This window comes from Ruegeria sp. E5 (assembly GCF_056534105.1).
In genome coordinates, this window is the sequence record NZ_JBQFPA010000001.1 from 1,339,408 (window position 1) to 1,364,019 (window position 24,612).

Sequence of the window (24,612 nt, forward strand, 5' to 3'; positions counted from 1 at the left end):
AGGTGAGGACAATTCCGATATGCAGATGGTCATCCAAGCCGGAGCGCACTTTACCGACCATGATCACCTGCTCAATCTACTGCAGGCGAATGCGGATCTGGTTGCGGGAAATCATACTGCCTTCTGGGGGCTTCGTCCGTTCAGAAAGATCTTTCGACCTGCGCTGAAACCCTCTGCCGACCGGCCATCACATCAGGATACACTGGCGCGATTTCATAAACTGTTCCCCAACGGGCAGCAGGTTGACCGGGCGATCTTGTCGAGCGCGCTTTACCTGGGGGAACGGCCTTCCATCATCATGGATGGGCAATTTTACGCGAATGCCGGTCAAAGGTTGGCCTATCTGGATAATCTGTTCAGCGATTCGACGGTTGAGCTATTCGTGGGGCTACGTAATCCCGGCAGCTTTATTCCCAAGGTGCTGATGCTGCTGTCGGCGCCTGAGCGCGAGCATATCATTGCCACCACCGATCTGAGTTGCCTGAGTTGGCTCGCCATGATCGAAGACATTCGCGACCTAGCGCCAGATGTCAAAATCACCTTGTGGAGCAACGAGGATTCGCCGCTGATCTGCGGCGACATCGCGCGCGCGCTAGTGGGGCTACCCGAGGACACGCCGCTGGAACAGGAATACGCTCTGCTGTCCTCACTTGTCTCAGACATGGGCAAACAGGAGATTCAGAGCTTGTTAGAGCATCAAGCGGCCCCCAATGATCCCGTGCTCAGGGGCAGGCTGGCGCAGGTGTTTCAGCAGCATGCGCTGACGGATGAAATCGAAGAAGAGGTGGAGCTGCCTGGCTGGAACGAAGATATCGTTACCGCCTTTACCGAGCTTTATGAGCAGGATCTGGCACGGCTGCAGACCATGCCAGATATACGTTTTCTGAACCCGTAACCGGCTGGCGCTACATGCCCAGCGCTTCCTTGTACATTTCCAGCACCGCCTCTTCCTCGGCGATGTCGTCCTTGTCGCGCTTGCGCAGGGCGACGACCTTGCGCATGACCTTGGTGTCGTAGCCGCGGGCCTTGGCCTCGGCCATGACCTCTTTCTGCTGGTCGGCGATATCTTTCTTTTCGGCCTCAAGACGCTCGAACCGTTCGACGAACTGGCGCAGCTCGCCTGCGGTCACTCGGTAGTTGGCTGCGGCCTGATCTTCGGTGATGTCTTCCATCTGCGTCTCTCCCAAGGGCTGAAAATAAGGTGCCGGATACATCGGCACCGACCCGACCGCAAGCGTGCATTCTGCACGGCGGGCTTGTCTGACCTGCGCCGATCCGATAAGCGCGGTCACGGATTCAAAGGGTGAGCGTAAACAACCATGTTCGACATTATCGTCTGGGGCGGGGCCGCCCTGTCTGTGGCTGGGCTGGTCGGTCTGGTCTGGTGCATCCTGCAAGTGATGAAAGCGCGCAAAGCCAACCTGACGGATGACGAGTTGCGCGCTGCAGTTCAGGGTGTTCTGCCTTGGAATCTGGCGTCGCTTTTCCTGTCGGTACTTGGGCTGATGATGGTTATCCTGGGCATTTCGCTGGGATAACCAGATCGATCAGATCGGCATATTGTCGAACCGCGCCTCAAGCACGTCTTCGCATAGCGCAGCATCCAGCCGACGCAAGCGCGATGGGATATGAACCCCCTGCGCGCGCATTTTATCCAGAACCATGCTGACATGTGGCTGAAGCTCTAGCCGGGTCTCAAGACACGCACCATTCAGCTTTTGTTCAAGCCGTTCCGCTTCGGTAAAAAGATCCTGAGCAGTCATTTCCTTCCTCCCATATGGTGCCAATGTGCCTGATATAGGTAACGAGTTTAAGACGAGCACGAGACCGGAACAAAACATCGCGAATTCTTGCCTATTCAGGCAAAAAACCGTCAATATGTCCGTGGTCGCCTAAAGCATACGCTCAAATTGCGGAGATTGCTTTGACAGACATCAACTCGTGATTAGGGGCTTTAAACATATTCCACTATTGTTATATGTATGCAAGCTGAACGGAGGAACCCATGACGCCCAGTGTGAAAGCTTTTTTCGACCCGCAGACCTTCACCGTCTCATACGTTGTGCAGGAACCTCAGGGGCAGGCCTGCGCCATCATCGACAGTGTACTGGATTTCGATCACGCCTCGGGGCGGACCGACACCAGCTCGGCCGACCAGATTGTCGACTATGTGACGGCACAGGGACTGAAGGTGGAATGGATTCTGGAAAGCCATGTCCATGCCGACCACCTGTCAGCAGCCCCTTACCTACAGGAAAAGCTGGGTGGTCAGATCGGGATTGGCGAGAATATCGTGGTCGTTCAGGACACGTTCGGCAAGGTCTTCAACGAAGGCACCGAGTTTCAGCGTGATGGCAGCCAGTTCGATGCACTGTTTGCCGAAGGGTCCAGCTTTCACATCGGCCAGATGCGCGGGGACGTTTTGCACACGCCAGGCCATACGCCAGCCTGCATGACCTATGTGATCGGCGATGCGGCCTTTGTGGGCGATACGCTGTTCATGCCAGATTTCGGAACTGCCCGATGCGATTTTCCCGGCGGGTCATCGGCGGACCTGTATGCCTCGATCCAGAAAATCCTGTCTCTGCCTGACGAGACGCGGATTTTTGTAGGCCATGATTACAAAGCGCCTGGTCGCGATGAATACGCGTGGGAGACCACGGTTGGCGAACAGAAGGCGCTGAACGTTCATATCGGTCAGGGCCGCAGCGTCGAAGAATTTGTCGAGATGCGCGATGCGCGGGATGCGACCCTGGCGATGCCGCGCCTTATTTTGCCCTCGCTGCAGGTCAATATGCGGGCCGGTCAGATGCCACCAGCGGATGAGCAGGGCGACGTTTTCATGAAAATCCCAGTCAATAAGCTTTGATACGAGGGCAGACGAGACAATGAATATCGAATGGATTTCGGGTCTGGCTGGTGGTCTGCTGATCGGGCTGGGTGCCAGCGTTTATCTGCTGTGTAATGGGCGGATCATGGGGGCGAGCGGCATATTGGGCGGACTGCTGGAACGCAGCGACCGGAGCGTATTAACGGAACGCCTGGCTTTCGTCGCTGGCTTGGTCGGGATGCCCTTATTGCTGCGCCCATTGATTGCGCCGCAGGCAGAGACCCATTTGACCCCGGATCTGGCGATCGTGATCCTTGCTGGGCTGCTGGTGGGGGCTGGAACACGGATCGCCAATGGCTGCACGTCGGGTCACGGCGTTTGTGGGATTTCTCGCTTCTCGTTGCGCGGGATCGTCGCAACGGTGTTCTACATTCTTGCAGGTGGTCTGACGGTTGCGCTGTTTCGCCATGCTTTGGGGGTGATCTAATGCGCTCAGTGTTTGCTTTTCTCGCCGGATCGCTGTTCGGCATCGGGCTTTTGATCTCAGGCATGACCGACACCACCAAGGTGCAGGGGTGGCTGGATGTGTTCGGCAATTGGGACCCGACGCTCGCCTTTGTCATGGGCGGGGCGATCCTGCCGATGCTGGTGGCGTGGCGATTGACACGGAACAGGATCCCTGTAGTGGGCGGACAGTTCCCCGCCCCGCCCCGTGTTGAACTGGATCGCCGTCTGATCGTCGGGTCGGTCCTGTTCGGCGTCGGTTGGGGATTGGCGGGTTTGTGCCCAGGCCCGGCGATGGCCTCGCTTGGATATGGAGGCGTTGGCGGGATTGTGTTCCTGATTGCGATGATCGCGGGCATGTTTGCGGCACCAAAGCTGGGTGCGCAACTGGACAGGATCGCCGACGCAGCCTAAGCAATTGCCATGGAGATTCGACCGATAACCCCCCGCTACGCCGTCTCACCTCAGATCACGGTGGAGGACGTGCCAGCCATTGCCGAGGCCGGTTTCGTCAAGGTGATCTGCAACCGTCCCAATACCGAAGTTCCGCCGGATCAGCAGTCAGACGCCATCGGTCAAGCCGTTCGCGAGGCCGGGATGGAATATGAGGTTCTGGAGTTGACACACCAGACGATGACACCGGAAAACGTGGCGCTGCAACGCGATCTGGCCGAAAGCTGCAGCGGGCCGGTTCTGGCCTATTGCGCCTCTGGCACACGATGTTCGGTGGTCTGGGCGCTGGGACAGTGCGATCGGCTAAGCACGGATGAAATCCTCGATGCGACCGGAAAAGCAGGCTATGCGCTCGACGGGTTGCGCCCGGCATTGGAACAGCTGCGAGGGCGCGGATAAGCCTCCTAGTCGCGGCCATTGCCTTCGGGCGCTGGCAGACCGGCGAGGTGCGAGATTTCCGTGACACGCTGTTCGGAACTGGCAGGCAACAAGTCGTCGGGTTCCAGGAGGGAATCCTCGGTCGTCAGATCATGCGCTACAATATCGTCATCAAGCGGGGACGACATCTCGTCATCCGGGGCCGAGGGCGTCAAGCTTGATTTGCTGGCCAGAAATCCGGCGCAGTCCTTGGCGGGCAACGCAGTAGGAGGGCCTTGTTCGTTGATCCGTACCGCACGCATTCCGCCGCACTGACCCAGACGTCCGATGGCGGTTCGGGCACGATCGATTGACAGAACTTCAACCCGATCCACCCGCGCGCCCTGCAGCGGCAGGACATCCCCGACGGACAATTCCGAAAGCGCTGTCAGCGGCAAAGACAGGCGGCAGATCACGGTGTTCAGCTCAGCCCGAATTACCCCGGATGCCTGATCCAGATTCACCCCCGATTGGGTGATATCCGCAACCTGTTCCTGATCCGAGAGCGGGCGCTCGGGCAGCAGGATACAGACGGCGCCCTGGCGCGGACCACCGGCAAGTTCGACCGTCAGATCAAACATGCGATAGACCTCATCCACCAGCGCCAGGTTCAGTGCGCGCCGACCTTCGGCGCGTGAGGTGAACTCATACCCGGACAGGCTGGCCATGTCTGCCGGGGACTCAACCAGTTTCAGAGCCCGGCTCAGCATATCCTCGATCAGAGGGGCGACCATGGCAGCGTCGGTGTCGGTAAACGCACGCTCGGGTGGTGGGTCAGAGGTGACCATGGCAATCGTTTGCTGCTGGACGATGGCAGAGACGCAACCCGGGTCCAGACAGGCCGCAGCCAGGCCGCCCTGATCCGAGGTAAACAGCAGCATCAACCACCCCTCATTCAGCCGGTCGGCTATATCTTCCTGCGCACGTACGGCCTGCTTTGCCCCGATGACCGACAGCGCCAGCCCCATGCTTTCGCCGGAGGCGCGTGCCAACCCCAGCCGCAAGGCGCGCAGGACCGAGCGGGGCGTGTCGGCACCGCATTGCCCCGCTGAAAGCTTTCGTGCCAGTGCTGATGTGGTCATGGCCCCGTTCCGCCGTTTGTCGATGCGATGACAATTTGTCTAACCCGGCGGAGGTTACGAATGTCTTTATGACGCCCTCATTGCGCGGCCTGACGAAAAGCCAGCGGAAGGCTGACGCGGAAGGCCGCCCCTCCCTGCCCCGGCAGATAGGCAACTTCGCCGCCTAGGCGCTGCATAATCTCTCGGCAGATCGCCAGCCCCAACCCTGCCCCGCCTGCCTTGTCCGAGCCGACGCGGGCAAATTTCTCGAATACCATCGATTGCGCCTCGGCCGGGATACCACCACCGTTGTCGATGAAATCGATTACCACTTGCCCGCCGACATCATGGGCCGAGATGGTCAGCACCGGTTCAATGGCGTCGCAATATTTCTGGGCGTTGGAAATCAGGTTGATGAACACCTGCCCCAGCCGGTCGAGATCCGTGTGCAGCGGGATACGTTCACTTGCGCGCACCCGCCGTACGCCAATCTTACGATCACTGCCCGCCAGCGCGCTTGAAACGGCGCGGTCCAGAACTTCGCTTAGGGTGGCTTCGCCCATGTTCAGGCTAACCTGGCCGCTTTCCAGCACGCTAAGGTCGAGCAGATCATCCAGTAGCCGGGTCAGACGCAGCGATTCATCATGTATGATCGCAGCATAGCGGATTTGTTCCTCGGCGCTGAGGCCATCGGTGTCGCGCATAATTTCGGAAAACGCCCGAATCGAGGTCATGGGCGTGCGCAATTCGTGGCTGACCTGGCTAAGAAACGCGTCTTTCTGTTTCGAGACTTGCGTAAGCTTGGCATTCGCCTCGCGCAATTGACGCGCTGTACGGCTGAGCTCAGTCGATTTCGCCTCAAGCTGGCTGGAATATTCCAACATCTGCGCGGACTCGTCGGCAACGGCCAACAGGTCTTCGACAGACACAGACGCCCCGCCAACGATCTGACCGATCATGGCATGGGCGGTTGCGGCCCCGACCGAGCCGCTGAGTTCACGTTCCAGCCGTTCCAGAAACTGCGGCGTGGGCTCGGGCAGTCGTCCGGGGCGACCATTCTGGCGCTCGGCTTCGGCTTGAAAGAACTCTTGCGCGGGAATAGTGCCCAGAATCCGCTGGGTCATGATCATCAGGTCTTCGCTTTGCGCAACCGAACCGGTCCAGCCACGGGCTGAAACTGAATGGTCAAATACATTTACGAATTGCGCACCCTGAAGGCGTTCCAGCGGGCTGGGGAAGCTGAGCATCGAGGCGACACAGAAGGCGATTGTATTCAGCGACAGCGACCACATGACCGTATGCACCATCGGGTCGATCCCTTCGATCCCGAACAACGCCTGCGGGCGCAGCCAGCCCCAGCCGAAGGGTCCGTTTTCAATCACCGATGCCGGGACAATGCCGCCACCCATGCCAGGCAGCAGCAGGGTGTAAATCCAGAGAAAGAACCCGACGCTGAGCCCGACCAACGCGCCAGTTCGGGTCGCTCCGCGCCAGAACAGGCCGCCCACCAGTGCGGGCAGAATCTGGGAAATCCCGGCAAAGGCCACCAGTCCGATCGAGGTCAGGGCAGCCCCGCCCCCCGAAAGCTGGAAGTAGAAATAGCCCAACGCCATGATCGCCGCGATCGAGACGCGCCGCGCCATCAGCACGACTGTTCGCACATCACCAGAGACCGACGCGGTGCCTTCCTGCGTATTCAGCCAGATCGGCATGACCACATGGTTCGAGACCATGGTTGACAGCGCCATCGCGGTAACGATCACCATTGATGTGGCCGAGGAAAACCCGCCGATGAACGACAGCATCGCCAACCAGTCATTGCCCTGCGACAGCGGCACGGTCAGCACAAACAGGTCGGGGTTCGAGCCTTCGGGCATCAGGTCCAACCCAACGACGGCGATGGGCACGACAAACAAGCTCATCAGCAGCAGGTAGAGCGGAAAGGCCCAGGCGGCGGTGCGCAGGTGGCTCTCATCGTCATTCTCGACCACCATGACCTGAAACATCCGCGGCAAGCAGACAAAGGCCGCCGCCGAAAGGAAAATGAAAGTGGTCCAGCGCCCGGCATCCACATGCCATTGGCCAATTTCCGAGGCATCGATCTGATCCATCATCGGCCCCAAGCCGCCAGCGACGCCCCAGACAACAAAGATGCCAACGGCCAGAAGGGCGAAGAGTTTCACCACAGATTCCAACGCAATAGCGGTAACAACGCCGTGGTGGCGCTCATTGGCATCCAGATTGCGCGTCCCGAAGAGGATCGCAAAGACGGCCAAGCCCGCCGCGACCCAGAACACACTGGAGCCTTCGCGATAGAGACCTGAGGGATCGGCCTCGGCAAAGATCGAAAAGGACAGCGTGATCGACTGCAATTGCAGCGCGATATAAGGTGTGCCGCCCAGAACGGCTAGAATGGTCACGCACACCGCCAGTGTGTTGGACTTGCCGTATCGTGACGAGATCAGGTCAGCGATCGACGTCACGCGCTGGCTGCGTCCGATGCGCACGAGTTTGCGCAGGCCCCACCACCAGCTGATCATCACCAGTGTAGGACCCAGATAGATGGTTACGAATTCAAGCCCAGAACGCGCGGCGTTGCCAACCGCGCCATAAAACGTCCATGCAGTGCAGTAGATCGACAGTGACAGGGTGTAGATCAGCGGGGAACGCAACCATTTCCCGCCGCCACGCGCAGCCAGCCGGTCCGCTGCGAAGGCGACACCGAACAGAAGAACCACATAGCCCAGACAGACCAGAATCAGGACATTCAGGGTTGCCATGTCTCGGCCTCGGGCTCGGCAGTCTCGCGCGCGGTCATGCGTTTGGCGACGAAGCCGAAGATCACGCTGATCAGGATCAGAACACCCCAGCACGCAAAGATGTAGAACATGGCCGTCGACAGCGACAGAGCCTCGGCGCCTGCGCTGTCATCCGGCCATAGAAGCGGCAGCGCGAGCATTGCGGCACCCAGAAAAGGCAGCAGCCGCGCTGCATCCGCCAGCCTGCGCCGACGATAGCTTTGCCGTTCCAGAAACAGGGACGGACGAACTGGCGAGGGCCGATCTTTGCCGTCGCCCGCGGAGCTCATAACTGAGACGCCTGCGCATGCAGGTCGCGCACCGCTGTCAGGACTTCGGTGTTCGAAAACGGCTTGGTCATGAATCGGCTGACCCCTGCCTGCTCGGCCATTTCACGATCGCGGGATTGCCCGCGCGCGGTCAGCATCAAAACCGGCAACGCCTTCATATCATCATGTTCGCGCAGATCACGCAGCACATCCATCCCGCTTTTTCCCGGCAACATCACATCCAGAATCACTAGATTGGGCCGCGCGGACAGAATCACCTGCACCGCATCCGTTCCCTCGGCATGGGTTTCAACCTGCCACCCCTCGCGTGTCAGCAGAAACCGGATCGCCTCGGTGATGTTGGGCTCATCCTCGATCAACAGAACCTTGCGGCTCATATTTGCATATCCTCCCCATGACGGATTGCACGTCCGGCCACCCGTCCAGCCCAGATTAAGCGCTGTGTCACGAAACTGTCAAAACCCTTCGCTCAGGATCGATGGCTCGCGCCGCGCGCTGCATTCGCGTTTCGGGCATATCCGACAACTGGCTCCGGCTTGCGCCGCGTTTTCCGCAGGCTGCACCGTGTCTTCGACCGGCAGCACCAGCATGACCGAACGATAGACCGGCTCAGCCCCGAATTCCTTAGCTGGCTGAGGGGTTGCGATTGCAAAACACTCAAACTCAGCAGCGGTTCGACCAAGCTGAACGACCCGTTTCCGGATCGGGACCAAGGGCCGATTCAAGGCGGTGAACAAGGGCCAGAGCGGACAGGCCTCGCCATGGCGCGGCAGAGCAAACCCCGGCGCGGGTTTAAAAAACAGAACGCTGCCGGAGGCGTCGCAAATCACCAAGCCAGCCGGACGCGTCAGCGTGCCTTCAGGCAGAAAGGCCAACCGTCGCAGCACCGTAGCAAGGTCCACTGAAAACACCGTCGCCAACGCCAGAGGATCGGGGTTTGCTGCATCCAGCGCCGCACACACCTGATCCAGCGGCATAGCGCGCGCGTCGGCGGTATAAAGGTCCAGCAACCCCGAGGCCACAGTGTTGGCCGCAGCGGAATCGAGCCCATCCAGCGGCACTTCGGTCAATTGCCCACCGTCTTCGAGTTCCGGGAAATGATATCCTTGCTCGGCAAAAAACGCCTCGACCGCGTCCAGTGGGATACCGCGCAGATCGCGCTGCCCGTCACTGTCATCCAGATAGGTCACCAGCGCTTTGGAGCTTTCGGCCAGTCGTTCGGCATCCTGATGCAAGTTGCGATGGAACCGGTCGCGCCATTCCGGTTCGATCTCTCCCGGTTCAGCCAAGATTGCAGCTGTTGAGCGGATAGCGGCGGCGGTCGACAGCACCTCGTGCATTGAGGCCGCCAGATGCGGGTCATGGGTCAGTCGGTCGGAAAGAACTTCGACAGTGCGCTCCAGCGACACTACGCGGCGATGCATCTGCGCCAGAACACCCGACCAACCAGGAAAGCGGCCGGCGAATTCTTCCAGCCCGTCCACCTCGGCCTTTTGACCGACTGCATCCGCCGCGGCCTCGCGCAGAGCGGCGATGAGCGTCTCTTCGATCCCTTTTGTCAGCAGCGACGGCTCGACGGACAAAGCCGCCGCGATATCGACGAGCAGTTTGCCCCCAATGCGGCGGCGGTTGTGTTCGATCAGGTTCAGATACGATGCCGAAATCCCCACCTGCCGCGCCAGTTCCGCCTGTCGCAGCCCAGAGATTTGCCGTCTTTCGCGTATCCGGCTGCCGGTCAGCGTGTCGCGCATGGCGTTTATGTCCTTGGCTACTGCGGCTGGATTTGCAGATTAACTAAGTATTTATTATCTGTTGCTGACTAATTTTCAAAGAAGATTTACAACTTTGACAACAGCAACAGAAAGAAACCCGCCCTTTCCTGCCGCCCACCCTTCTCTTTCGACGCAATACCCGTCACCATAAGAACATGAGCGATCCCGCCTTTGAATACGCCCCCATCGGCCTTGTTGAGCTTGAAAACCGGATCATCCGACGGTGCAATCTGCAATTTGCGCGGACCTTTGGCGGGGATGAGGTTGACTATCGCAACATGCCCCTGCTGCATCTTTATCCTTCGGTCGCCGATTGGGAACGGATCGGCGCGCGTAGTCTGCAGGTGATGCGCGATACAGGCTATTACACAGACGAACGGGTGATGCGGCGACGCGACGGTGACCTGTTCTGGTGCCGCGCGCGGGGGCGTTCGCTGACGCCAGACGATCCGTTCCGGCACGGGATATGGAGCTTTTCGGACATCTCGGAAGAGCGCCCCTTGGTGCAATTAACAACCCGCGAACGCGAAGTGGCCATCCTGTCATGCCGGGGTTTGTCCGCGAAGGAAATTGGCGTTGAACTTGGGCTAAGTTACCGCACGATCGAGGCCTATCGCGCCCGCCTTTTGGAAAAATACGGAGCCCGCAAGCTACCAGAACTGGTCGCAAAATTGTCTGGAACGCCGCTGTAATCGCGACAGCCCTCGTAATTCGCGCAAAAACCCCCATTTGGCAGGCTTAGACGGCGCTTTTCATGGCCGTCTGCATGGCTTATAACCCTGCGTAATCAAACCAAGCCCGCAGCAAACAGACGGGCATAGGGGAACCTTCGAGGACACTCATGACAGATACCAAACACGAAGCGGATGTCGCGTTTATCAAGGCACTGGCCGAACTGCTGCGCGAGAATGACCTGACCGAATTGCAAGTCAAGCGCGAATATGGCGAGGAAGACAGCCTGAATGTCCGTGTCAGCCGCATGTCGCAGACCGTGGCCGCTCCGGTTCAGGTTGCGGTTCCTGCGGCTGCACCGGTTGCCGCACCTGCTGCCGCGCCGGCCGCTGCCGAAGCGCCCGCTGCCGTGGATGATCCCGCCAGCGATCCAGGCGCTGTGACCTCGCCCATGGTAGGCACGGTTTACATGCAACCGGAACCGGGCGCGCCTGCGTTTATCTCGGTCGGTGCATCGGTCTCGGAAGGTGACACGCTATTGATTGTCGAAGCCATGAAGACAATGAACCACATCCACGCACCCAAGTCGGGCACCATCAAACGCATTCTGGTCGGCGATGGTGATGCTGTGGAATTCGGCACGCCTCTGGTCATCGTTGAGTAAGGCGGGCCCATGTTCGACAAAATCCTGATTGCCAACCGAGGCGAGATCGCCCTGCGTGTGATCCGTGCTGCGCGCGAGATGGGGATCAAGACGGTTGCCGTGCACTCCACCGCCGACAGCGATGCGATGCATGTGCGCATGGCGGACGAATCGGTCTGCATCGGCCCCCCGCCCAGCCCGCAAAGCTATCTGTCCGTGCCCGCGATCATCTCGGCCTGTGAAATCACCGGCGCGCAGGCGATCCATCCCGGCTATGGCTTCCTGTCCGAGAATGCCGAGTTCGTGCAGATCGTCGAAGATCACGGCATTACCTTCATCGGACCCACCGCCGAACATATTCGTGTCATGGGTGACAAGATCACCGCCAAGGACACGATGAAGGAACTGGGTGTACCTTGCGTTCCCGGTTCGGACGGCGGTGTGCCAACGCTGGCCGACGCCAAGCGCATCGGCGAGGAATTCGGCTATCCCGTGATCATCAAGGCCACCGCCGGCGGCGGCGGTCGCGGCATGAAGGTGGCACAAAACGCCGATGAAATGGAAAGCGCCTTCATGACCGCACGCGCCGAGGGCAAGGCCGCCTTTGGCAATGACGAGGTCTATATCGAGAAATATCTGACCACCCCGCGCCATATCGAGATTCAGGTCTTCGGCGATGGCAAGGGAAAGGCAGTGCATTTGGGCGAACGCGACTGTTCGCTGCAGCGCCGCCACCAGAAGGTGTTCGAAGAAGCCCCCGGCCCCAGTATCACGCCGGAAGAACGCGCCAAGATCGGTAAGATCTGTGCCGATGCGGTCGCCAAGATCAACTATATCGGCGCAGGCACCATCGAGTTCCTCTATGAAAACGGCGAGTTCTACTTCATCGAGATGAACACGCGTCTACAGGTGGAACACCCCGTGACCGAAGGCATCTTCGGCGTCGATCTGGTGCGCGAACAAATCCGCGTCGCCGCTGGTGAGGACATGTCGTTCGGTCAGGACGATCTTGAGATCAATGGCCACGCCATCGAGGTTCGCATCAACGCGGAAAAACTGCCGAACTTCTCGCCCTGCCCGGGCAAGATTACGGCCTATCACGCGCCAGGTGGTCTGGGCGTGCGGATGGATTCCGCGCTCTATGACGGCTATTCGATCCCGCCGTATTACGACTCGTTGATCGCCAAACTGATTGTTCAGGGCCGTGACCGGGCTGAAGCTTTGGCCCGTCTGGAACGTGCTTTGGGCGAGTTGATCGTCGACGGTATCGACACCACCGTGCCGCTGTTCCACGCCCTGCTGCAGGAACCTGACCTGCACAGCGGCGAGTACAACATCCACTGGCTGGAGCACTGGCTTGCGGAGAACATGGCCTAATCTGACCAAAGGGCCGAAGGATAACCCCCCTTCGGCCCCGAGGCACCCGGCATGAGCCTTTCCCCTGAACTTCTGCTCCATGGCTATTCCATCGGCATTTTTCCGATGGCCGAGCATCGCGACGACCCCGAGTTGTTCTGGGTCGACCCGAAGTTTCGCGGCGTGTTCCCCCTGGATGGGTTCCACATCTCCCGCAGCCTAGCGCGGCGTATCCGGACCTGTGGGTTTTCGGTAAGCATCAATCGCGATTTTGCGGGCGTCGTGGATGGCTGCGCCGACCGATCGGATACCTGGATCAATCCCGAACTGCGCCGTCTGTATCAGGAACTACACCGGACCGGCCGCGCGCATTCCCTCGAAGTCTGGGACGGCGCTTCACTGATTGGCGGCGTTTACGGCGTAGTCCTCGGCGCGGCCTTTTTTGGCGAAAGCATGTTCTCGCGTCGCACGGACGCATCGAAGATTGCACTTGCCTATCTGGTGGATCGACTGCGCCAAACCGGGTTCACACTGTTCGATACGCAGTTTCTGACGGCGCATCTGGCCTCGTTAGGCGCGATCGAGATCCCGCGTGCGGTTTATCATAGCGAATTGAAACAAGCGCTTGACCTGAAAGCAGATTTCACCGCTGATCTGCAGCAGACCCCTCAGGGTGTGATACAACGTATCACCCAGACATCGTAGCGGGCGTGATCCAACGCGTTCAGCGCGGGTGAGGTCGCAATCATCCAGCCATCAAACAGCTGCTGCGCCTTACCCTGTTCCCAGATGGTCAGATAGGCAAAGGCGTCACCTGTCGGGTTTTCGGCTGGATAGCGACAATCACCCAGCGCGACATCCAGACCAAAGACCGACGTGGTCTCGCCGTTCTGCATTTCGATGTCCACCGTCTGCCCGCTGACCTTGTCCAACCCGCGCAACATTGCGCCGGGGCCGGATTCGACCTTTTGCTGCGCAGCAGCTCCGGTTGCGGTGACCATCAGAGCCACCAGTGCAGCGCGGATCATTCGCTTCCGTCCCCGGCCACGAATTTGACCAGCAACGAGATCAGGCTGACCGCGCCTTGCGTATCGGTAATCTCATCACCCGCCTCAAAATAGAACGGGGAACCGCCCGGCATAACCTCAACAAAGTTGCCACCCAGCAAGCCTTCGGAAGAAATCACAGCGGCGCTATCGTCTGGAATAAGAATACCATCTGCCACGGAAAATCGGGTGTCCGCGCGGTACGTATCAGAGTTTAGCGTAACGCCGGTCACCGTCCCAATCTTGACCCCGGCAAGGCGTACATCCGTGCCAACGCCCACACCTTCGAGCGAGCGGAAAGACGCGCCCAGCTCGTATCCTGCGCCGGATTGAGACAGGCCTGTGGATTGGCTGGCGTAGACACCGAACGCAATGGCGCAGGCCAGCACGGCACCGCCGACGATAACTTCGGTCTTCGTATGATTAGACATCTGGCCTCGCTTATTCCGGGCTCCACGCCTCGTAATCGCTACGTTCAACCGGATCGGCACGACGCAGAGAACCGGCAGGTGCATAGGCCAGCGCGGTGCCGGTCAGATTCTCCTGATGCGGTTTTTCCCAGGACTTGTGCGCCAGAGGTTTATCGGTTGGCGGTTCATCCCATGTGCGGTGCAGCCAGCCATGCCAATCGGGATCGATCCGGCTGGCCTCGGCTTCGCCATTGAAAATCACCCAGCGCTTGCTGTCGTCGGCATTGCGATAGAACACGTTGCCCTCGTCGTCCTCACCGACCTTGATCCCCTTGCGCGCAGTGTAGAATTGCGTGTTCAGGGTGGCCCCGTTCCACCAGGTCACGGCCCGCAAAAGACTGTTCAGGATTCCCATCGGCTGCCTCCGGCATTTCTGTCCCCGAAGATATGGACCAAAGGCACGCTAAGGTCCAGTACTGCCAGCGCTACCTGCGTCATTCCGGCAGGATAGCGGTGACTTCAATTTCAATCCGGTATTTCGGATCGATCAATCCGCATTCGATCATCGTCGCCGCAGGAGGGTTCGCGCCAAAGGTTTCGGCCAGAATGGGCCAGCAAGGTTCAAATTCGGTTCGATCCGGCAGCATATAAGTGATGCGCACGACATCAGAGAATGAAGCACCCGCCTCGGCCAGCGCGTTTTCGATGATAGACAGCGCCGAGCGGCATTGCTCCACGACCGTTTCACCTTGCCCAACAGTTCCCGCGATATGAACCCAGCCACCCGCGACAACCGCGCGGCAATAGCCAACCTTGGCTTCAAACTCACCACCCGAAGAGATACGTCTTACTGTCATCGTGTCCTCAAACGAAAACGGCGCGGGCATTGCCGCGCCGTGTGTGCATCAATCTATGCGGTTCAACCCGCCGAAGCCGATTCCGCCGCGTCTGCGTAGATGATCAAAGGCTGAGAATCCGACGTCACAGCCTCTTCGTTGACCACAACTTCGGTCACGTTCTTCATGCCCGGCAGTTCGAACATTGTATCCAGCAGGATGTCTTCCAGGATAGAACGCAGACCACGTGCACCGGTTTTACGCTCGATCGCTTTCTTGGCGATCGCCTTCAGCGCATCATCGGTAAAGGCCAGTTCCGCATCTTCCAACTCAAACAACCGCTGGTATTGCTTGACCAGAGCGTTCTTCGGGCTGGTCAGGATGGTGACCAAAGCGTCTTCGTCCAGATCTTCCAGCGTCGCCAGAACCGGCAGTCGGCCGACGAATTCGGGGATCAGGCCAAATTTCAGCAGGTCTTCGGGTTCCAGATCCTTGAAGATCTCGCCCACGCCGCGCTCGTCATTGTCACGCACGTCGGCACCAAAGCCCATGGCCGAGCCTTTGCCACGCTGTGCAATGATCTTGTCTAGTCCGGCGAATGCGCCACCACAGATGAACAGGATGTTGGTGGTATCCACCTGCAGGAATTCCTGCTGCGGATGTTTGCGCCCACCCTGCGGAGGAACGCTGGCCACGGTGCCTTCCATCAGTTTCAGCAGGGCCTGCTGAACGCCCTCGCCCGATACGTCGCGGGTGATCGAAGGGTTTTCAGACTTGCGGGTGATCTTATCGACCTCGTCAATATAGACGATGCCGCGCTGTGCGCGTTCGACATTGTACTCGCTGGCCTGCAGCAGTTTGAGGATGATGTTTTCAACATCTTCACCCACATAACCGGCTTCGGTAAGCGTGGTTGCGTCCGCCATCGTAAACGGCACGTCAAGAATCCGCGCCAGCGTTTGCGCCAGCAGGGTTTTGCCGCAGCCGGTGGGGCCAATCAGCAAGATGTTGGATTTTGCCAGTTCTATATCGCTGCCCGCTTTCTGGGCATGATTGAGACGCTTGTAGTGGTTGTGTACCGCAACCGACAGCACCCGCTTGGCGGTGGCCTGACCGATCACATAGTCATCCAGCACTTCGCAGATATCCTTGGGTGTTGGCACACCGTCCGAGGATTTCAGACCGCTGGCCTTGGTTTCCTCGCGAATGATATCCATGCACAGCTCGACACACTCATCGCAGATGAACACGGTCGGGCCTGCGATCAGCTTACGCACCTCATGCTGGCTTTTGCCGCAAAAGCTGCAATAGAGCGTGTTCTTGCCGTCACCGCCTGAATTCGTCGCCATGCTTTACCCCTCGGGCTCCGTCTCAGCGGCCCCTCTCAAGGACCGCGCTTGCCGTATATGCCTGCAGCTTAGGCCAGCGTTCTGGCAGCTACAATCTCAAAATCATCCCTCACGCCGGACGCGCGCGGATTTGAACCTAGGCCTCTTCACCATCCATCTTGGCGCGGTTCTCGACGATCTCGTCGATATGGCCCCAATCCTTGGCCTCTTCCGGGCTCATGAAATTGTCACGATCCAGCGCCTTTTCAACCGCCTTTTTGGTCTGCCCGGTATGGCGCACATAGATGTCATACAGGCGATCTTTCAGCTTTTGCGTCTCGGCCGCGTGGATCATGATGTCGCTCGCCTGGCCCTGATAACCGCCGCTGGGCTGGTGCACCATGATCCGGCTGTTAGGCAGCGAAAAGCGCATTCCCTTCTCGCCCCCGGCCAGCAGAACCGAACCCATCGACGCCGCCTGACCGATCACCAATGTGGAACATTTCGGCTTGATATACTGCATTGTGTCGTAAATCGACAAACCACTGGTGACCACGCCACCGGGAGAGTTGATGTAGATCGAGATTTCCTTGTTCGGATTTTCCGCCTCAAGGTGCAGCAGCTGAGCGACCACCAAATGGCTCATACCGTCATGGATGGGGCCGTTGATGAAAATGATCCGCTCTTTCAGAAGGCGCGAGAAGATGTCGTATGCGCGCTCGCCCCGGCTGGTCTGCTCGACGACCATGGGGACGAGTGTGTTCATATATGTATCAACTGGATCGAACATTCGGAACCTGCCTGTTTTGCGATGGATCGGGACATTACCCGAAGAGTAGTTACCCGAGTCTTAGTGCCGCCACAGGGGGGCTGCAAGGGGGGCCGAACGTTCCCACGAATTCCGTCTACCTGCACGACCCGAATGCACACGCCGCTACAGGTCGGTTGACGGATTGCGCGGAAACGTGCTGGTTACATCACGCTATTTTGATCCATGCATATGGAAATACATGCCTGGAAATTGTACCAAGAGTTCTCGCTGCGGATGCGGCGCCGGTCAGGCGTCGGGATTCGGCGGCACTAACGAGGGAATACGATCATGGCTTTTCCGCAAATGACCGAGGATATGTCACCCGGCGACCTTGACCGGATGGTTGAAAACGCAACGCGCGCGTCGAACTTTCTGAAAGCCATAAGCCACGAAGGGCGTTTGATGATCCTGTGTCACCTCGTCTCGGGCGAGAAATCCGTTACTGAACTGGAACAATTGCTATCGGCCCGCCAAGCCGCCGTTTCTCAGCAACTGTCGCGGCTCAGACTTGAGGGGCTGGTTGTTCCTCGTCGCGAAGGCAAGGCGATATACTACCGGCTGGCAGATGATCGACCAGCCCGAATACTGGAAGTGGTGTACGAACTGTTTTGCGCTCAGGATGCGACCTGAGTCTAGTTTTTAGCCCTTCGAAATCGGCCATGCAAAACCTGTAGCTATGGCCCGGGAAAGCTGCTAGTCAATTCGAAACAAGCACTTATGGAGCAACCGATGATCCGCGCAATTCTGATTGGCCTGGCCCTGTTCACCTTGACCGCATGCGAAACCGCAAAGGGCGCTGGTAAAGATATCGAAAACGCCGGAGATGCCATCCAGAACGCGGCCGAGGACGTTCAGGAAAACATCTGATCGTGACGGGATGTTGCGTTCAGGCAACGCTTACCCGCAATATGTAGTTGCCACACCGACCCAACCCGAGTAGTGTGCCGGTACAGGTGCATAGACGCGGCATTGCATTTCTGACACTTTGACGGGGTTCTTTTGCGCAAGCGAAAGAACCCCGTTCTGGTCCGGAGGGTGGTGCGTGGTAGCCTGTATGAACCTTGGGTTCTCAAAAAGGAAAAGGCGTCAGGTGCTCAGACGCGGTCTTTGCATGCATCCTTGCGGACACTCCTGACGCCTTGCCGGTCCGTTCCGCCCGAGGGGCTTCCCGGTCCAGTTGCCTCGGCCCCCGAAGGGACTTTGGCCACTGCCACACGCGCTATGTCGCGTCGCAGTCCGCGCGGACCTTCTGAGAGGCTGAGCATCTAACCCGAACCGAAGCCCAGACCACTTGCTCTACCACCGGTAAGCCATTGCAACTAAAAACAAATCCTAAAATCCGCCTTCGTTGCTGTGGCCCCCTTAGCCCTTGCGTCCCGCCCCTGTTCCGAAGATCAGAAGCAGTAACCAGACTGTTACATCAGCGTCATGATCCGGCAAGAAAATAGCACTGCAGCATAAAAATTAAACGGGGATAAGCTGTTGATATCCGCCGGGAGAGCCATGTGGATAACCCGAGAATTCGCGTCATCGCGCAGGCTTGGGGATGGAAAAAGTCAAATATGGATCGCCGGCCAGAATTCGCTTGGTTTCTGCACCTGCGAAGGTCCCGTGCGCTGAATTAGGGGGGTATTGTCCGAGTTGTACAACACTCAAGCCCCCAATCTTTCGAATCGTACAACCGGAGATTCGCCTATGCGCCTGACCATTTCTCAAGCCCGCGCCCGTTTGGGCGAACTGGCCACCTTGTCGCAGGACCCCCGACAAGTGATCGTGCTGACCCGTTATTGCAAACCGATCGCCGCACTGGTGTCGATGAACGAGGCGCAGCGGATTTGGGAGTTAATGGATGATGACACCATCGGACGCAAACACCCGCTCAGCGGGCTGCGCGGGTGGTGGTCGAAGGGGCGTGGAATCCCGGGAATGGAACCTGGGCCGGACGGTTCTTACCTCACCGCGCGCGACGCCGCGCTGAAGGTCCGCGAGATCCAGATGACCCGTGCCGAGGAACGCCGCATTCTCAAACGCGGGGGTCTGGACCCTGTCGCGAGCGGCGAGATCGCCGCCCGGCCCGTCGCCTCCCTGTGGAGACTGTTGTTTATGAGAAGCGCTCCGACCTGAACGGGGTACCTACTACTCCTGCCGCAGTCACAAATCTCAGCGGCATTAACCCCCTTTAACATCCGATCGGGCCGGAAACGCTTCAGTTCACCTGACGTTCCAGAACTGTGCTGTAGGTCGTTCCGTTCCGCAGGCTACGGAAATCGGCAAAGATCTTGCCGTCCTCGTACCGCGCATCGATCAACGCATTGGCGCCAATCACCAGCGGGGATGTTTCAACGATGCCGATCGCGCCAGACCCATCGAGGCTGATGGTTCCGGTGGCTTCGTATTCGTTCCATTCAGTATCACCCTCGCGGCGCCACTTGCTGGGGCCCCAGAAGACATTGTCTTCCTGCATCTGGACGTCGAGCATCCATTCGGCCTGATTAAAGCGGGGCTGATCCCCCTTGTAATAATGGCTGGGCTGCACGGTCGTATAACTTCCCAACCACGTGCCGCGCAGATCCGGTGTGGTATCGGCCAGTGCTGCGGTTCCGAGGGCGAGGGACGTGGCCAGAGCGGCGGCTCCGGCAGTCATGTATCTGGTCATGGGGATCTCCTCCTGAAAGCGACCCTTTGGAGTTCAAAAGCGAACATCCTTGCTGTGGCATACAGATTGGGCGGAGGTGCGCCGGTTACAACTCACCTAAGGGAAACTTCATGAACCGGTAATGTTTGCGTCAGGCCCAGGCCAGCGCAGTGCCGAGGATGACCAGACCGATACCTGCCGCCTCGCGATACGAGAAGTTCTCGCCGAACAGAAAGAATGAGGCGATGGCGATCAGAACCACTTCGGCCCCAAGAATGCCGGTATAGATGATGCCCAGCCGTTCCTCGCGCAGAGCGGCGAGTTCGAGCGTGGCCCCGGCCAGCAGGGTCGCGACGATCAGTAGACCAAGACCCACGCCGGGGAGTTTCCACCAGAACTTCATCGCGATCATGGCAACGGAATAAAGGCCTGCTGATCCAAAAGCGATAAGGGGAACAAGCGATGTAGACATAAGGGCCTCCTGCAAAGGTTGCCGTTGGGTCAACTGTAGCAGATGGGCTGATTTAGGGCTGTGAGGTGGGTCACAGTTTCAGGTTCCATTCTCGCTTTTCTTCTAGTGTTTTTTTGCCCCCGAACTTGCAGTGATGGGTCGACCTGTTCAAAATTCAATTATTCATATGCGACTGGGGAGGGGTGCAATGACAACACTTTGCGAAATAGGTCAAACCGGAGTGCGAATCCCACGAATTGGCTTTGGATCAACCGGTATAGGCAACATTCCACAGATTTACGGTTACGAAGTTGATGAGAATAGGGCGCGCGAGACCATACGTGCCATACTTGCCCGGCCCGACGGTTTTATCGACACCGCCCGAGGCTATGCGTTGGGGCGTAGCGAGGAGCGCATCGGGAGTGTCATCCGTGAACTCGGTGGCTGGCCGAAAGGCCGCGTTCTGTCCACAAAAGTAGACCGTGACATGGAAACGAATGTTTTCGACGCCGCCCAAGCGCGGCGGTCCTTTGAACAAAGCCTCAAGGCTCTTGAGGTAGATCGCGTGGACATCCTTCATCTGCACGACCCGGAATACGCTGGTGACGTAACTGAGATTACCCGCAGCGGAGGTGCGCTGGACGAATTATTCAAAATTAAAGAGGAAGGATTGGCAACTGCAGTTGGTCTGGCGGGCGGGCAGTTGGATGTGTTGATGCCAATGCTGCGCGAACGGGATTTCGACGTGGTGATGACTCACAACCGGCACACGCTTGTAAACATGAATGCGGCGCCGCTGATCGAACTGGCCAACTCGAAGGACGTTACGGTATTGAATGCAGCGCCTTACGCCGGCGGAATCTTGGCCAGAGGTAGCGCAATCCATCATTTCTACGTCTATCGGCCAGCAACAGAAGAAACGCTCGCACCTGTGCGCGCGGTTGAGGAAATCTGTGCCCGCTTTGACGTGCCCTTAGGCGCCTTAGCGCTGCAATTCTCGATGCGGGACGCAAAAATTGCGTCAACGGTGTGTGGAGTGACTTGGCCACAGCATGTGAGACAAACACTCGAATGGGCGGATTGGGATATCCCAAGAGCGGTTTGGAGTGAACTCGCGGAACTTGGTCAGAGTGACGCTGATCCTGAGGCCGTATAGAACCGATCAACGGAGAGGAAGGACAGCCTTAGCTGTCCATCTTCAACGCTGAAATAAACGCCTCCTGCGGGATATCCACCTTCCCGAACTGACGCATCTTTTTCTTACCCGCCTTCTGCTTGTCCAGCAGTTTGCGTTTCCGCGTGGCGTCGCCTCCGTAGCATTTGGCGGTCACGTCCTTGCGCAAGGCCGAGAGGGTCTCGCGGGCGATGACCTTGCCTCCGATGGCGGCCTGGATCGGGATTTTGAACATGTGGCGCGGGATCAGGTCCTTGAGCTTTTCGCACATTGCACGGCCCCGCATCTCGGCCCGGTCGCGGTGAACCATGGTCGACAGCGCGTCGACCGGTTCGTCATTCACCAGCACCGACATCTTGACCAGATTGTCCTCGGTGTAGCCGGTCATCTGGTAGTCGAACGAAGCATAGCCCTTGGTCACCGATTTCAGGCGGTCGTAGAAGTCAAAGACAACCTCGTTCAGCGGCAGGTCATAGACGACCATGGCGCGGGTGCCCGCATATGTCAGGTCCAGCTGGATGCCACGGCGGTCTTGGCAGAGTTTCAGCACGTCGCCGAGGTATTCATCCGGCACCAGAATGGTCGCCTTGATGCGCGGTTCCTCGATATGGTCGACCTTCGACGGGTCGGGCATGTCGGCGGGGTTGTGCAGCTCGATCATCTCGCCGTCTTTCATGTAGACGTGATAGATCACCGAGGGAGCCGTCGTGATGAGCTCGATATCGTATTCGCGTTCGATCCGGTCGCGGATGACCTCTAGGTGCAGCAGGCCGAGGAAACCGCAGCGGAAGCCAAAGCCCAATGCCGCCGAGGTTTCCATTTCAAAGCTGAAGCTGGCGTCGTTCAGGGCCAGTTTGTCGATCGCATCGCGCAGGTCTTCGAATTCGGAACTGTCGACGGGGAAGAGGCCGCAGAACACCACCGGCTGCGCGGGTTTGAATCCCGTCAGGGCCTCTTCGGTGCCGTTGCGGTCATTGGTGATGGTGTCGCCGACGCGGGTGTCGCGGACCTGTTTGATCGAGGCGGTCAGGAAGCCGATCTCACCGGGGCCCAGCGAATCCACCATCTCCATCTCAGGCCGGAAGACGCCGACGCGGTCGACATGGTGCAGGGTGTTGTTCGACAAGAACTTCACCCGCATCCCCTTTTTCAGCGTGCCGTCCATGATGCGGACCAGAACGATGACGCCGAGATAGGCGTCGTACCAGGAATCCACCAGCATCGCCTTGAGCGGCGCGTCCAGATTGCCCTGTGGCGCGGGCAGTTGCTGCACGATGGCTTCGAGCGTTTCGTGGATGCCCTGCCCCGTCTTGGCGGAGACCTGAATGGCGTCGGTGGCGTCGATGCCGATCACATCCTCAATCTGCTCCGCGACGCGGTCACAATCGGACGCTGGTAGGTCGATCTTGTTGAGCACCGGCACGATCTCATGATCGGCGTCGATGGCCTGATAGACATTCGCCAGCGTCTGCGCCTCAACCCCTTGGGTCGAGTCCACGACCAGCAGCGAGCCCTCGACCGCACGCATGGACCGGCTGACCTCATAGGCAAAGTCCACGTGGCCGGGCGTGTCGATCAGGTTCAGCACATAAGCCTCGCCATTGTCGGCGGTATAGTCGATGCGAACCGTGTTGGCCTTGATGGTGATGCCGCGTTCACGCTCGATATCCATGCTGTCGAGCAGCTGTTCCTTCATGTCGCGATCCTTGACCGTTCCGGTCTCTTGGATGAGCCGGTCAGCAAGGGTGGATTTGCCATGGTCGATATGCGCGACGATGGAGAAATTGCGGATATGAGCGAGGTCTGTCATGGATTGGGGATATGCGTCGGAAACGGGCTGCGGTCAATGGCTGCTAAGCAACAACAAGAGTCAAAAAACCTCTTATGCGAAAGCGCCACAGAGAGTTTCTAGCGAGTACTACAAGCACGTGGGTTCAAGCCGATTGTGCACGGCCCCAGCGTTGCGCCAATTGCTAGTCACCCGTGGCCCTCGGTAATTTGCAGTTGCTTCATTTCGCGCAGGAACCAGGCATCCGGAACCTCGTTGCTTGGAACGCGAGCCCGACTCAGATCAAGGGTCGAACGTGCCAGATCCCCATTCACGCGATCACTGGCCCAATACGTCTCGTTAGGAATTACGCTTTCGAGAGGGCTGCGCGGTGAAAATGGTGCGGTAGACAACATGCCAGCAGTTAAGGTGCACTGTTTCAAAGAGCTGGCGCACTTGTCTTCACAGAATCGTCTCATGGGTGTCCAGGCACGCACGTCCTTTGTCATTTCAAGGACTTTCTCCAGCATTTCTGGATCTTCCTTTGCCTGAGAAACTGAATACCTGATCCAGGCCAATTCAGAGGCAAGGAAGCGGTCGTCTCCAGACAACTCACCAGTTACACTTGCCGAACCCGCGTATCTGTTATCCAAACCTTGCGAGGCTTGGTACAGGGCCCAGCCCAAGAGAATATCGGCTTCTCTGGGCAACTTGTTATCCAACCCCTGCAATACGAAAATCAGTTCTTCCGCTTCTCCATTCAACAACATAGATTGCGCTGCAATCATCGCCGTTTGTGGCTCTCCCAACTCGACCAACGCAGCGATTGCAGGAGCTTTTTCACCGATCCTCGACACTTGTAGAAGTGCTAATGCCAACGGTTCTGAAAGCTGAGCTTCTGTCAGCCAAGACTTACCAGACAAGCCACCAGGTTTCCTCAGCAGAGCAATACGCTCCTTTCGATCCAGTTCGGATGTTACATGCGCATGAAAACTACTCCGGTTTGCAATGCTTGCCAGAAGGATTTGAGCTGCTGTGTTACCCTGTTGCGCCTGCTCAGACAGCTCGCGCAATGCAGCCAAATCATCACCGTTCAGCCATGCCTGAACCGCCTCTTTGAATTCCGGCGCATCTTCGCCTTGCAAAGAATGCGTAGCCGACAAAGCCACAATCGGAGACAAAAAAAGTAACACCGAAATAAATAACGATTTGATAGAAATCATCGTCTTACCTGTTCAATTGACTGCTCGTAATCACTTCCGATGTATCTCGGTGCGTGGTTTCTGTCCTCGTCAAATCAACACCGTTTGATCTGACTGTCAAAACAATTGATCCCGAATCCAGTTTGATTCATACT

General features: G+C 58.2%; 31 protein-coding genes. 14 read left to right on the top strand and 17 right to left on the bottom strand.

Annotated elements, in window-relative coordinates; all coding sequences use genetic code 11:
• The first annotated feature begins 19 nt into the window (after nt 1-19).
• Nucleotides 20-895, top strand: a complete 876-nt coding sequence (locus ACR0BI_RS06755) for a hypothetical protein (protein ID WP_170424180.1) — start codon at nt 20-22, stop codon at nt 893-895.
• A gap of 10 nt (nt 896-905) precedes the next feature.
• On the opposite strand, the gene ACR0BI_RS06760 is transcribed toward ACR0BI_RS06755, so the two are convergent.
• On the bottom strand, nt 906-1,172 hold the full coding sequence (locus ACR0BI_RS06760) for a DUF2312 domain-containing protein (protein ID WP_170397751.1): 267 nt from the start codon (nt 1,170-1,172) through the stop codon (nt 906-908).
• 147 nt (nt 1,173-1,319) lie between these two features.
• Here ACR0BI_RS06760 and ACR0BI_RS06765 point away from each other — a divergent pair, with 147 nt between their 5' ends.
• Nucleotides 1,320-1,538: a hypothetical protein gene (locus ACR0BI_RS06765; RefSeq protein ID WP_170397154.1), complete on the top strand. Its 219-nt coding sequence runs from the start codon at nt 1,320-1,322 to the stop codon at nt 1,536-1,538.
• A 9-nt stretch (nt 1,539-1,547) separates the two neighbouring features.
• Here the strand turns inward: ACR0BI_RS06765 and ACR0BI_RS06770 are convergent, their stop codons facing one another.
• Nucleotides 1,548-1,763 (bottom strand): hypothetical protein, encoded by a 216-nt coding sequence (locus ACR0BI_RS06770; RefSeq protein ID WP_170397156.1) that lies wholly within the window; start codon nt 1,761-1,763, stop codon nt 1,548-1,550.
• 242 nt (nt 1,764-2,005) lie between these two features.
• Here ACR0BI_RS06770 and ACR0BI_RS06775 point away from each other — a divergent pair, with 242 nt between their 5' ends.
• Genes ACR0BI_RS06775 through ACR0BI_RS06790 form a run of 4 tightly spaced genes read left to right on the top strand, consistent with a single transcriptional unit; the run spans nt 2,006 to nt 4,186 of the window.
• A complete protein-coding gene (locus ACR0BI_RS06775) occupies nt 2,006-2,869 on the top strand; it encodes an MBL fold metallo-hydrolase (protein ID WP_170397158.1) in 864 nt (287 codons plus the stop codon).
• Nucleotides 2,870-2,888: 19 nt separating this feature from the next.
• Nucleotides 2,889-3,317 carry a YeeE/YedE family protein gene (locus ACR0BI_RS06780; protein WP_223117717.1) on the top strand — a complete coding sequence of 143 codons (429 nt, stop codon included), beginning with the start codon at nt 2,889-2,891 and terminating at the stop codon, nt 3,315-3,317.
• Entirely contained in the window at nt 3,317-3,748 is a 432-nt protein-coding gene (locus ACR0BI_RS06785) for a DUF6691 family protein (RefSeq protein ID WP_480437537.1), read from the top strand. The genes ACR0BI_RS06780 and ACR0BI_RS06785 overlap by 1 nt, the downstream gene beginning before the upstream one ends.
• Before the next feature lie 9 nt (nt 3,749-3,757).
• Entirely contained in the window at nt 3,758-4,186 is a 429-nt protein-coding gene (locus tag ACR0BI_RS06790; RefSeq protein ID WP_480561194.1) for a protein tyrosine phosphatase family protein, read from the top strand.
• Between the two features lie 5 nt (nt 4,187-4,191).
• On the opposite strand, the gene ACR0BI_RS06795 is transcribed toward ACR0BI_RS06790, so the two are convergent.
• The 5 genes from ACR0BI_RS06795 to ACR0BI_RS06815 all read right to left on the bottom strand — a co-directional run bounded on the left by ACR0BI_RS06795 (nt 4,192) and on the right by ACR0BI_RS06815 (nt 10,104).
• The gene (locus ACR0BI_RS06795) at nt 4,192-5,286 is read right to left on the bottom strand and encodes a FliM/FliN family flagellar motor C-terminal domain-containing protein (protein ID WP_480561193.1); all 1,095 of its coding nucleotides are present in this window, start codon (nt 5,284-5,286) and stop codon (nt 4,192-4,194) included.
• Nucleotides 5,287-5,363: 77 nt separating this feature from the next.
• Entirely contained in the window at nt 5,364-8,045 is a 2,682-nt protein-coding gene (locus tag ACR0BI_RS06800) for an ATP-binding protein (RefSeq protein WP_170397168.1), read from the bottom strand.
• On the bottom strand, nt 8,033-8,353 hold the full coding sequence (locus ACR0BI_RS06805) for a hypothetical protein (RefSeq protein WP_170397170.1): 321 nt from the start codon (nt 8,351-8,353) through the stop codon (nt 8,033-8,035). Before ACR0BI_RS06805 ends, ACR0BI_RS06800 begins: the two co-directional genes overlap by 13 nt.
• Nucleotides 8,350-8,730, bottom strand: a complete 381-nt coding sequence (locus tag ACR0BI_RS06810; RefSeq protein WP_170397172.1) for a response regulator transcription factor — start codon at nt 8,728-8,730, stop codon at nt 8,350-8,352. The genes ACR0BI_RS06805 and ACR0BI_RS06810 overlap by 4 nt, the downstream gene beginning before the upstream one ends.
• Before the next feature lie 78 nt (nt 8,731-8,808).
• Nucleotides 8,809-10,104, bottom strand: coding sequence for a short-chain fatty acyl-CoA regulator family protein (locus tag ACR0BI_RS06815; protein ID WP_480561192.1), 1,296 nt, complete (start codon nt 10,102-10,104; stop codon nt 8,809-8,811).
• A 176-nt stretch (nt 10,105-10,280) separates the two neighbouring features.
• Between ACR0BI_RS06815 and ACR0BI_RS06820 the strand changes: the two genes are divergently transcribed.
• The 4 genes from ACR0BI_RS06820 to aat all read left to right on the top strand — a co-directional run bounded on the left by ACR0BI_RS06820 (nt 10,281) and on the right by aat (nt 13,501).
• Nucleotides 10,281-10,817 (top strand): helix-turn-helix domain-containing protein, encoded by a 537-nt coding sequence (locus ACR0BI_RS06820; protein WP_170397176.1) that lies wholly within the window; start codon nt 10,281-10,283, stop codon nt 10,815-10,817.
• Nucleotides 10,818-10,966: 149 nt separating this feature from the next.
• Nucleotides 10,967-11,461, top strand: coding sequence for an acetyl-CoA carboxylase biotin carboxyl carrier protein (accB, locus tag ACR0BI_RS06825; protein ID WP_480561191.1), 495 nt, complete (start codon nt 10,967-10,969; stop codon nt 11,459-11,461).
• 9 nt (nt 11,462-11,470) lie between these two features.
• On the top strand, nt 11,471-12,817 hold the full coding sequence (accC, locus tag ACR0BI_RS06830; RefSeq protein ID WP_170397180.1) for an acetyl-CoA carboxylase biotin carboxylase subunit: 1,347 nt from the start codon (nt 11,471-11,473) through the stop codon (nt 12,815-12,817).
• 51 nt (nt 12,818-12,868) lie between these two features.
• Nucleotides 12,869-13,501, top strand: coding sequence for a leucyl/phenylalanyl-tRNA--protein transferase (gene aat / locus ACR0BI_RS06835; protein WP_170663837.1), 633 nt, complete (start codon nt 12,869-12,871; stop codon nt 13,499-13,501).
• On the opposite strand, the gene ACR0BI_RS06840 is transcribed toward aat, so the two are convergent.
• From ACR0BI_RS06840 to ACR0BI_RS06865, 6 genes are all read right to left on the bottom strand, one after another.
• Nucleotides 13,465-13,824 (bottom strand): DUF2155 domain-containing protein, encoded by a 360-nt coding sequence (locus ACR0BI_RS06840; protein WP_170466088.1) that lies wholly within the window; start codon nt 13,822-13,824, stop codon nt 13,465-13,467. The two genes, aat and ACR0BI_RS06840, sit on opposite strands and share 37 nt — an antisense overlap.
• A complete protein-coding gene (mlaD, locus tag ACR0BI_RS06845; protein WP_170466091.1) occupies nt 13,821-14,273 on the bottom strand; it encodes an outer membrane lipid asymmetry maintenance protein MlaD in 453 nt (150 codons plus the stop codon). Before mlaD ends, ACR0BI_RS06840 begins: the two co-directional genes overlap by 4 nt.
• A 10-nt stretch (nt 14,274-14,283) precedes the next feature.
• Nucleotides 14,284-14,667 (bottom strand): NADH:ubiquinone oxidoreductase subunit NDUFA12, encoded by a 384-nt coding sequence (locus tag ACR0BI_RS06850; protein ID WP_010443266.1) that lies wholly within the window; start codon nt 14,665-14,667, stop codon nt 14,284-14,286.
• Nucleotides 14,668-14,746: 79 nt separating this feature from the next.
• Nucleotides 14,747-15,109 (bottom strand): RidA family protein, encoded by a 363-nt coding sequence (locus tag ACR0BI_RS06855; protein WP_170663838.1) that lies wholly within the window; start codon nt 15,107-15,109, stop codon nt 14,747-14,749.
• A 62-nt stretch (nt 15,110-15,171) separates the two neighbouring features.
• A complete protein-coding gene (clpX, locus tag ACR0BI_RS06860) occupies nt 15,172-16,437 on the bottom strand; it encodes an ATP-dependent Clp protease ATP-binding subunit ClpX (RefSeq protein ID WP_170397188.1) in 1,266 nt (421 codons plus the stop codon).
• Nucleotides 16,438-16,573: 136 nt separating this feature from the next.
• A complete protein-coding gene (locus tag ACR0BI_RS06865) occupies nt 16,574-17,206 on the bottom strand; it encodes an ATP-dependent Clp protease proteolytic subunit (protein ID WP_170564807.1) in 633 nt (210 codons plus the stop codon).
• 309 nt (nt 17,207-17,515) lie between these two features.
• On the opposite strand from ACR0BI_RS06865, the gene ACR0BI_RS06870 reads away from it, so the two are divergent.
• The 3 genes from ACR0BI_RS06870 to ACR0BI_RS06880 all read left to right on the top strand — a co-directional run bounded on the left by ACR0BI_RS06870 (nt 17,516) and on the right by ACR0BI_RS06880 (nt 19,351).
• Nucleotides 17,516-17,857, top strand: a complete 342-nt coding sequence (locus ACR0BI_RS06870; RefSeq protein WP_170397190.1) for an ArsR/SmtB family transcription factor — start codon at nt 17,516-17,518, stop codon at nt 17,855-17,857.
• Between the two features lie 99 nt (nt 17,858-17,956).
• The gene (locus ACR0BI_RS06875) at nt 17,957-18,094 is read left to right on the top strand and encodes an entericidin A/B family lipoprotein (protein WP_010443271.1); all 138 of its coding nucleotides are present in this window, start codon (nt 17,957-17,959) and stop codon (nt 18,092-18,094) included.
• Between the two features lie 828 nt (nt 18,095-18,922).
• On the top strand, nt 18,923-19,351 hold the full coding sequence (locus ACR0BI_RS06880) for a type II toxin-antitoxin system Phd/YefM family antitoxin (RefSeq protein WP_170564805.1): 429 nt from the start codon (nt 18,923-18,925) through the stop codon (nt 19,349-19,351).
• Between the two features lie 82 nt (nt 19,352-19,433).
• On the opposite strand, the gene ACR0BI_RS06885 is transcribed toward ACR0BI_RS06880, so the two are convergent.
• Together ACR0BI_RS06885 and ACR0BI_RS06890 are read right to left on the bottom strand one after the other, a co-directional pair.
• Nucleotides 19,434-19,883 carry a hypothetical protein gene (locus tag ACR0BI_RS06885; protein ID WP_170511300.1) on the bottom strand — a complete coding sequence of 150 codons (450 nt, stop codon included), beginning with the start codon at nt 19,881-19,883 and terminating at the stop codon, nt 19,434-19,436.
• A gap of 130 nt (nt 19,884-20,013) precedes the next feature.
• Entirely contained in the window at nt 20,014-20,334 is a 321-nt protein-coding gene (locus ACR0BI_RS06890; RefSeq protein ID WP_170397195.1) for a hypothetical protein, read from the bottom strand.
• A 187-nt stretch (nt 20,335-20,521) separates the two neighbouring features.
• Here ACR0BI_RS06890 and ACR0BI_RS06895 point away from each other — a divergent pair, with 187 nt between their 5' ends.
• Nucleotides 20,522-21,469, top strand: a complete 948-nt coding sequence (locus ACR0BI_RS06895) for an aldo/keto reductase (protein WP_170597020.1) — start codon at nt 20,522-20,524, stop codon at nt 21,467-21,469.
• 28 nt (nt 21,470-21,497) lie between these two features.
• Here the strand turns inward: ACR0BI_RS06895 and lepA are convergent, their stop codons facing one another.
• Both lepA and ACR0BI_RS06905 read right to left on the bottom strand, forming a co-directional pair.
• Nucleotides 21,498-23,297, bottom strand: a complete 1,800-nt coding sequence (gene lepA, locus ACR0BI_RS06900; protein WP_480561190.1) for a translation elongation factor 4 — start codon at nt 23,295-23,297, stop codon at nt 21,498-21,500.
• 167 nt (nt 23,298-23,464) lie between these two features.
• Nucleotides 23,465-24,478, bottom strand: a complete 1,014-nt coding sequence (locus tag ACR0BI_RS06905; protein ID WP_480561189.1) for a hypothetical protein — start codon at nt 24,476-24,478, stop codon at nt 23,465-23,467.
• Nucleotides 24,479-24,612: the final 134 nt, after the last annotated feature.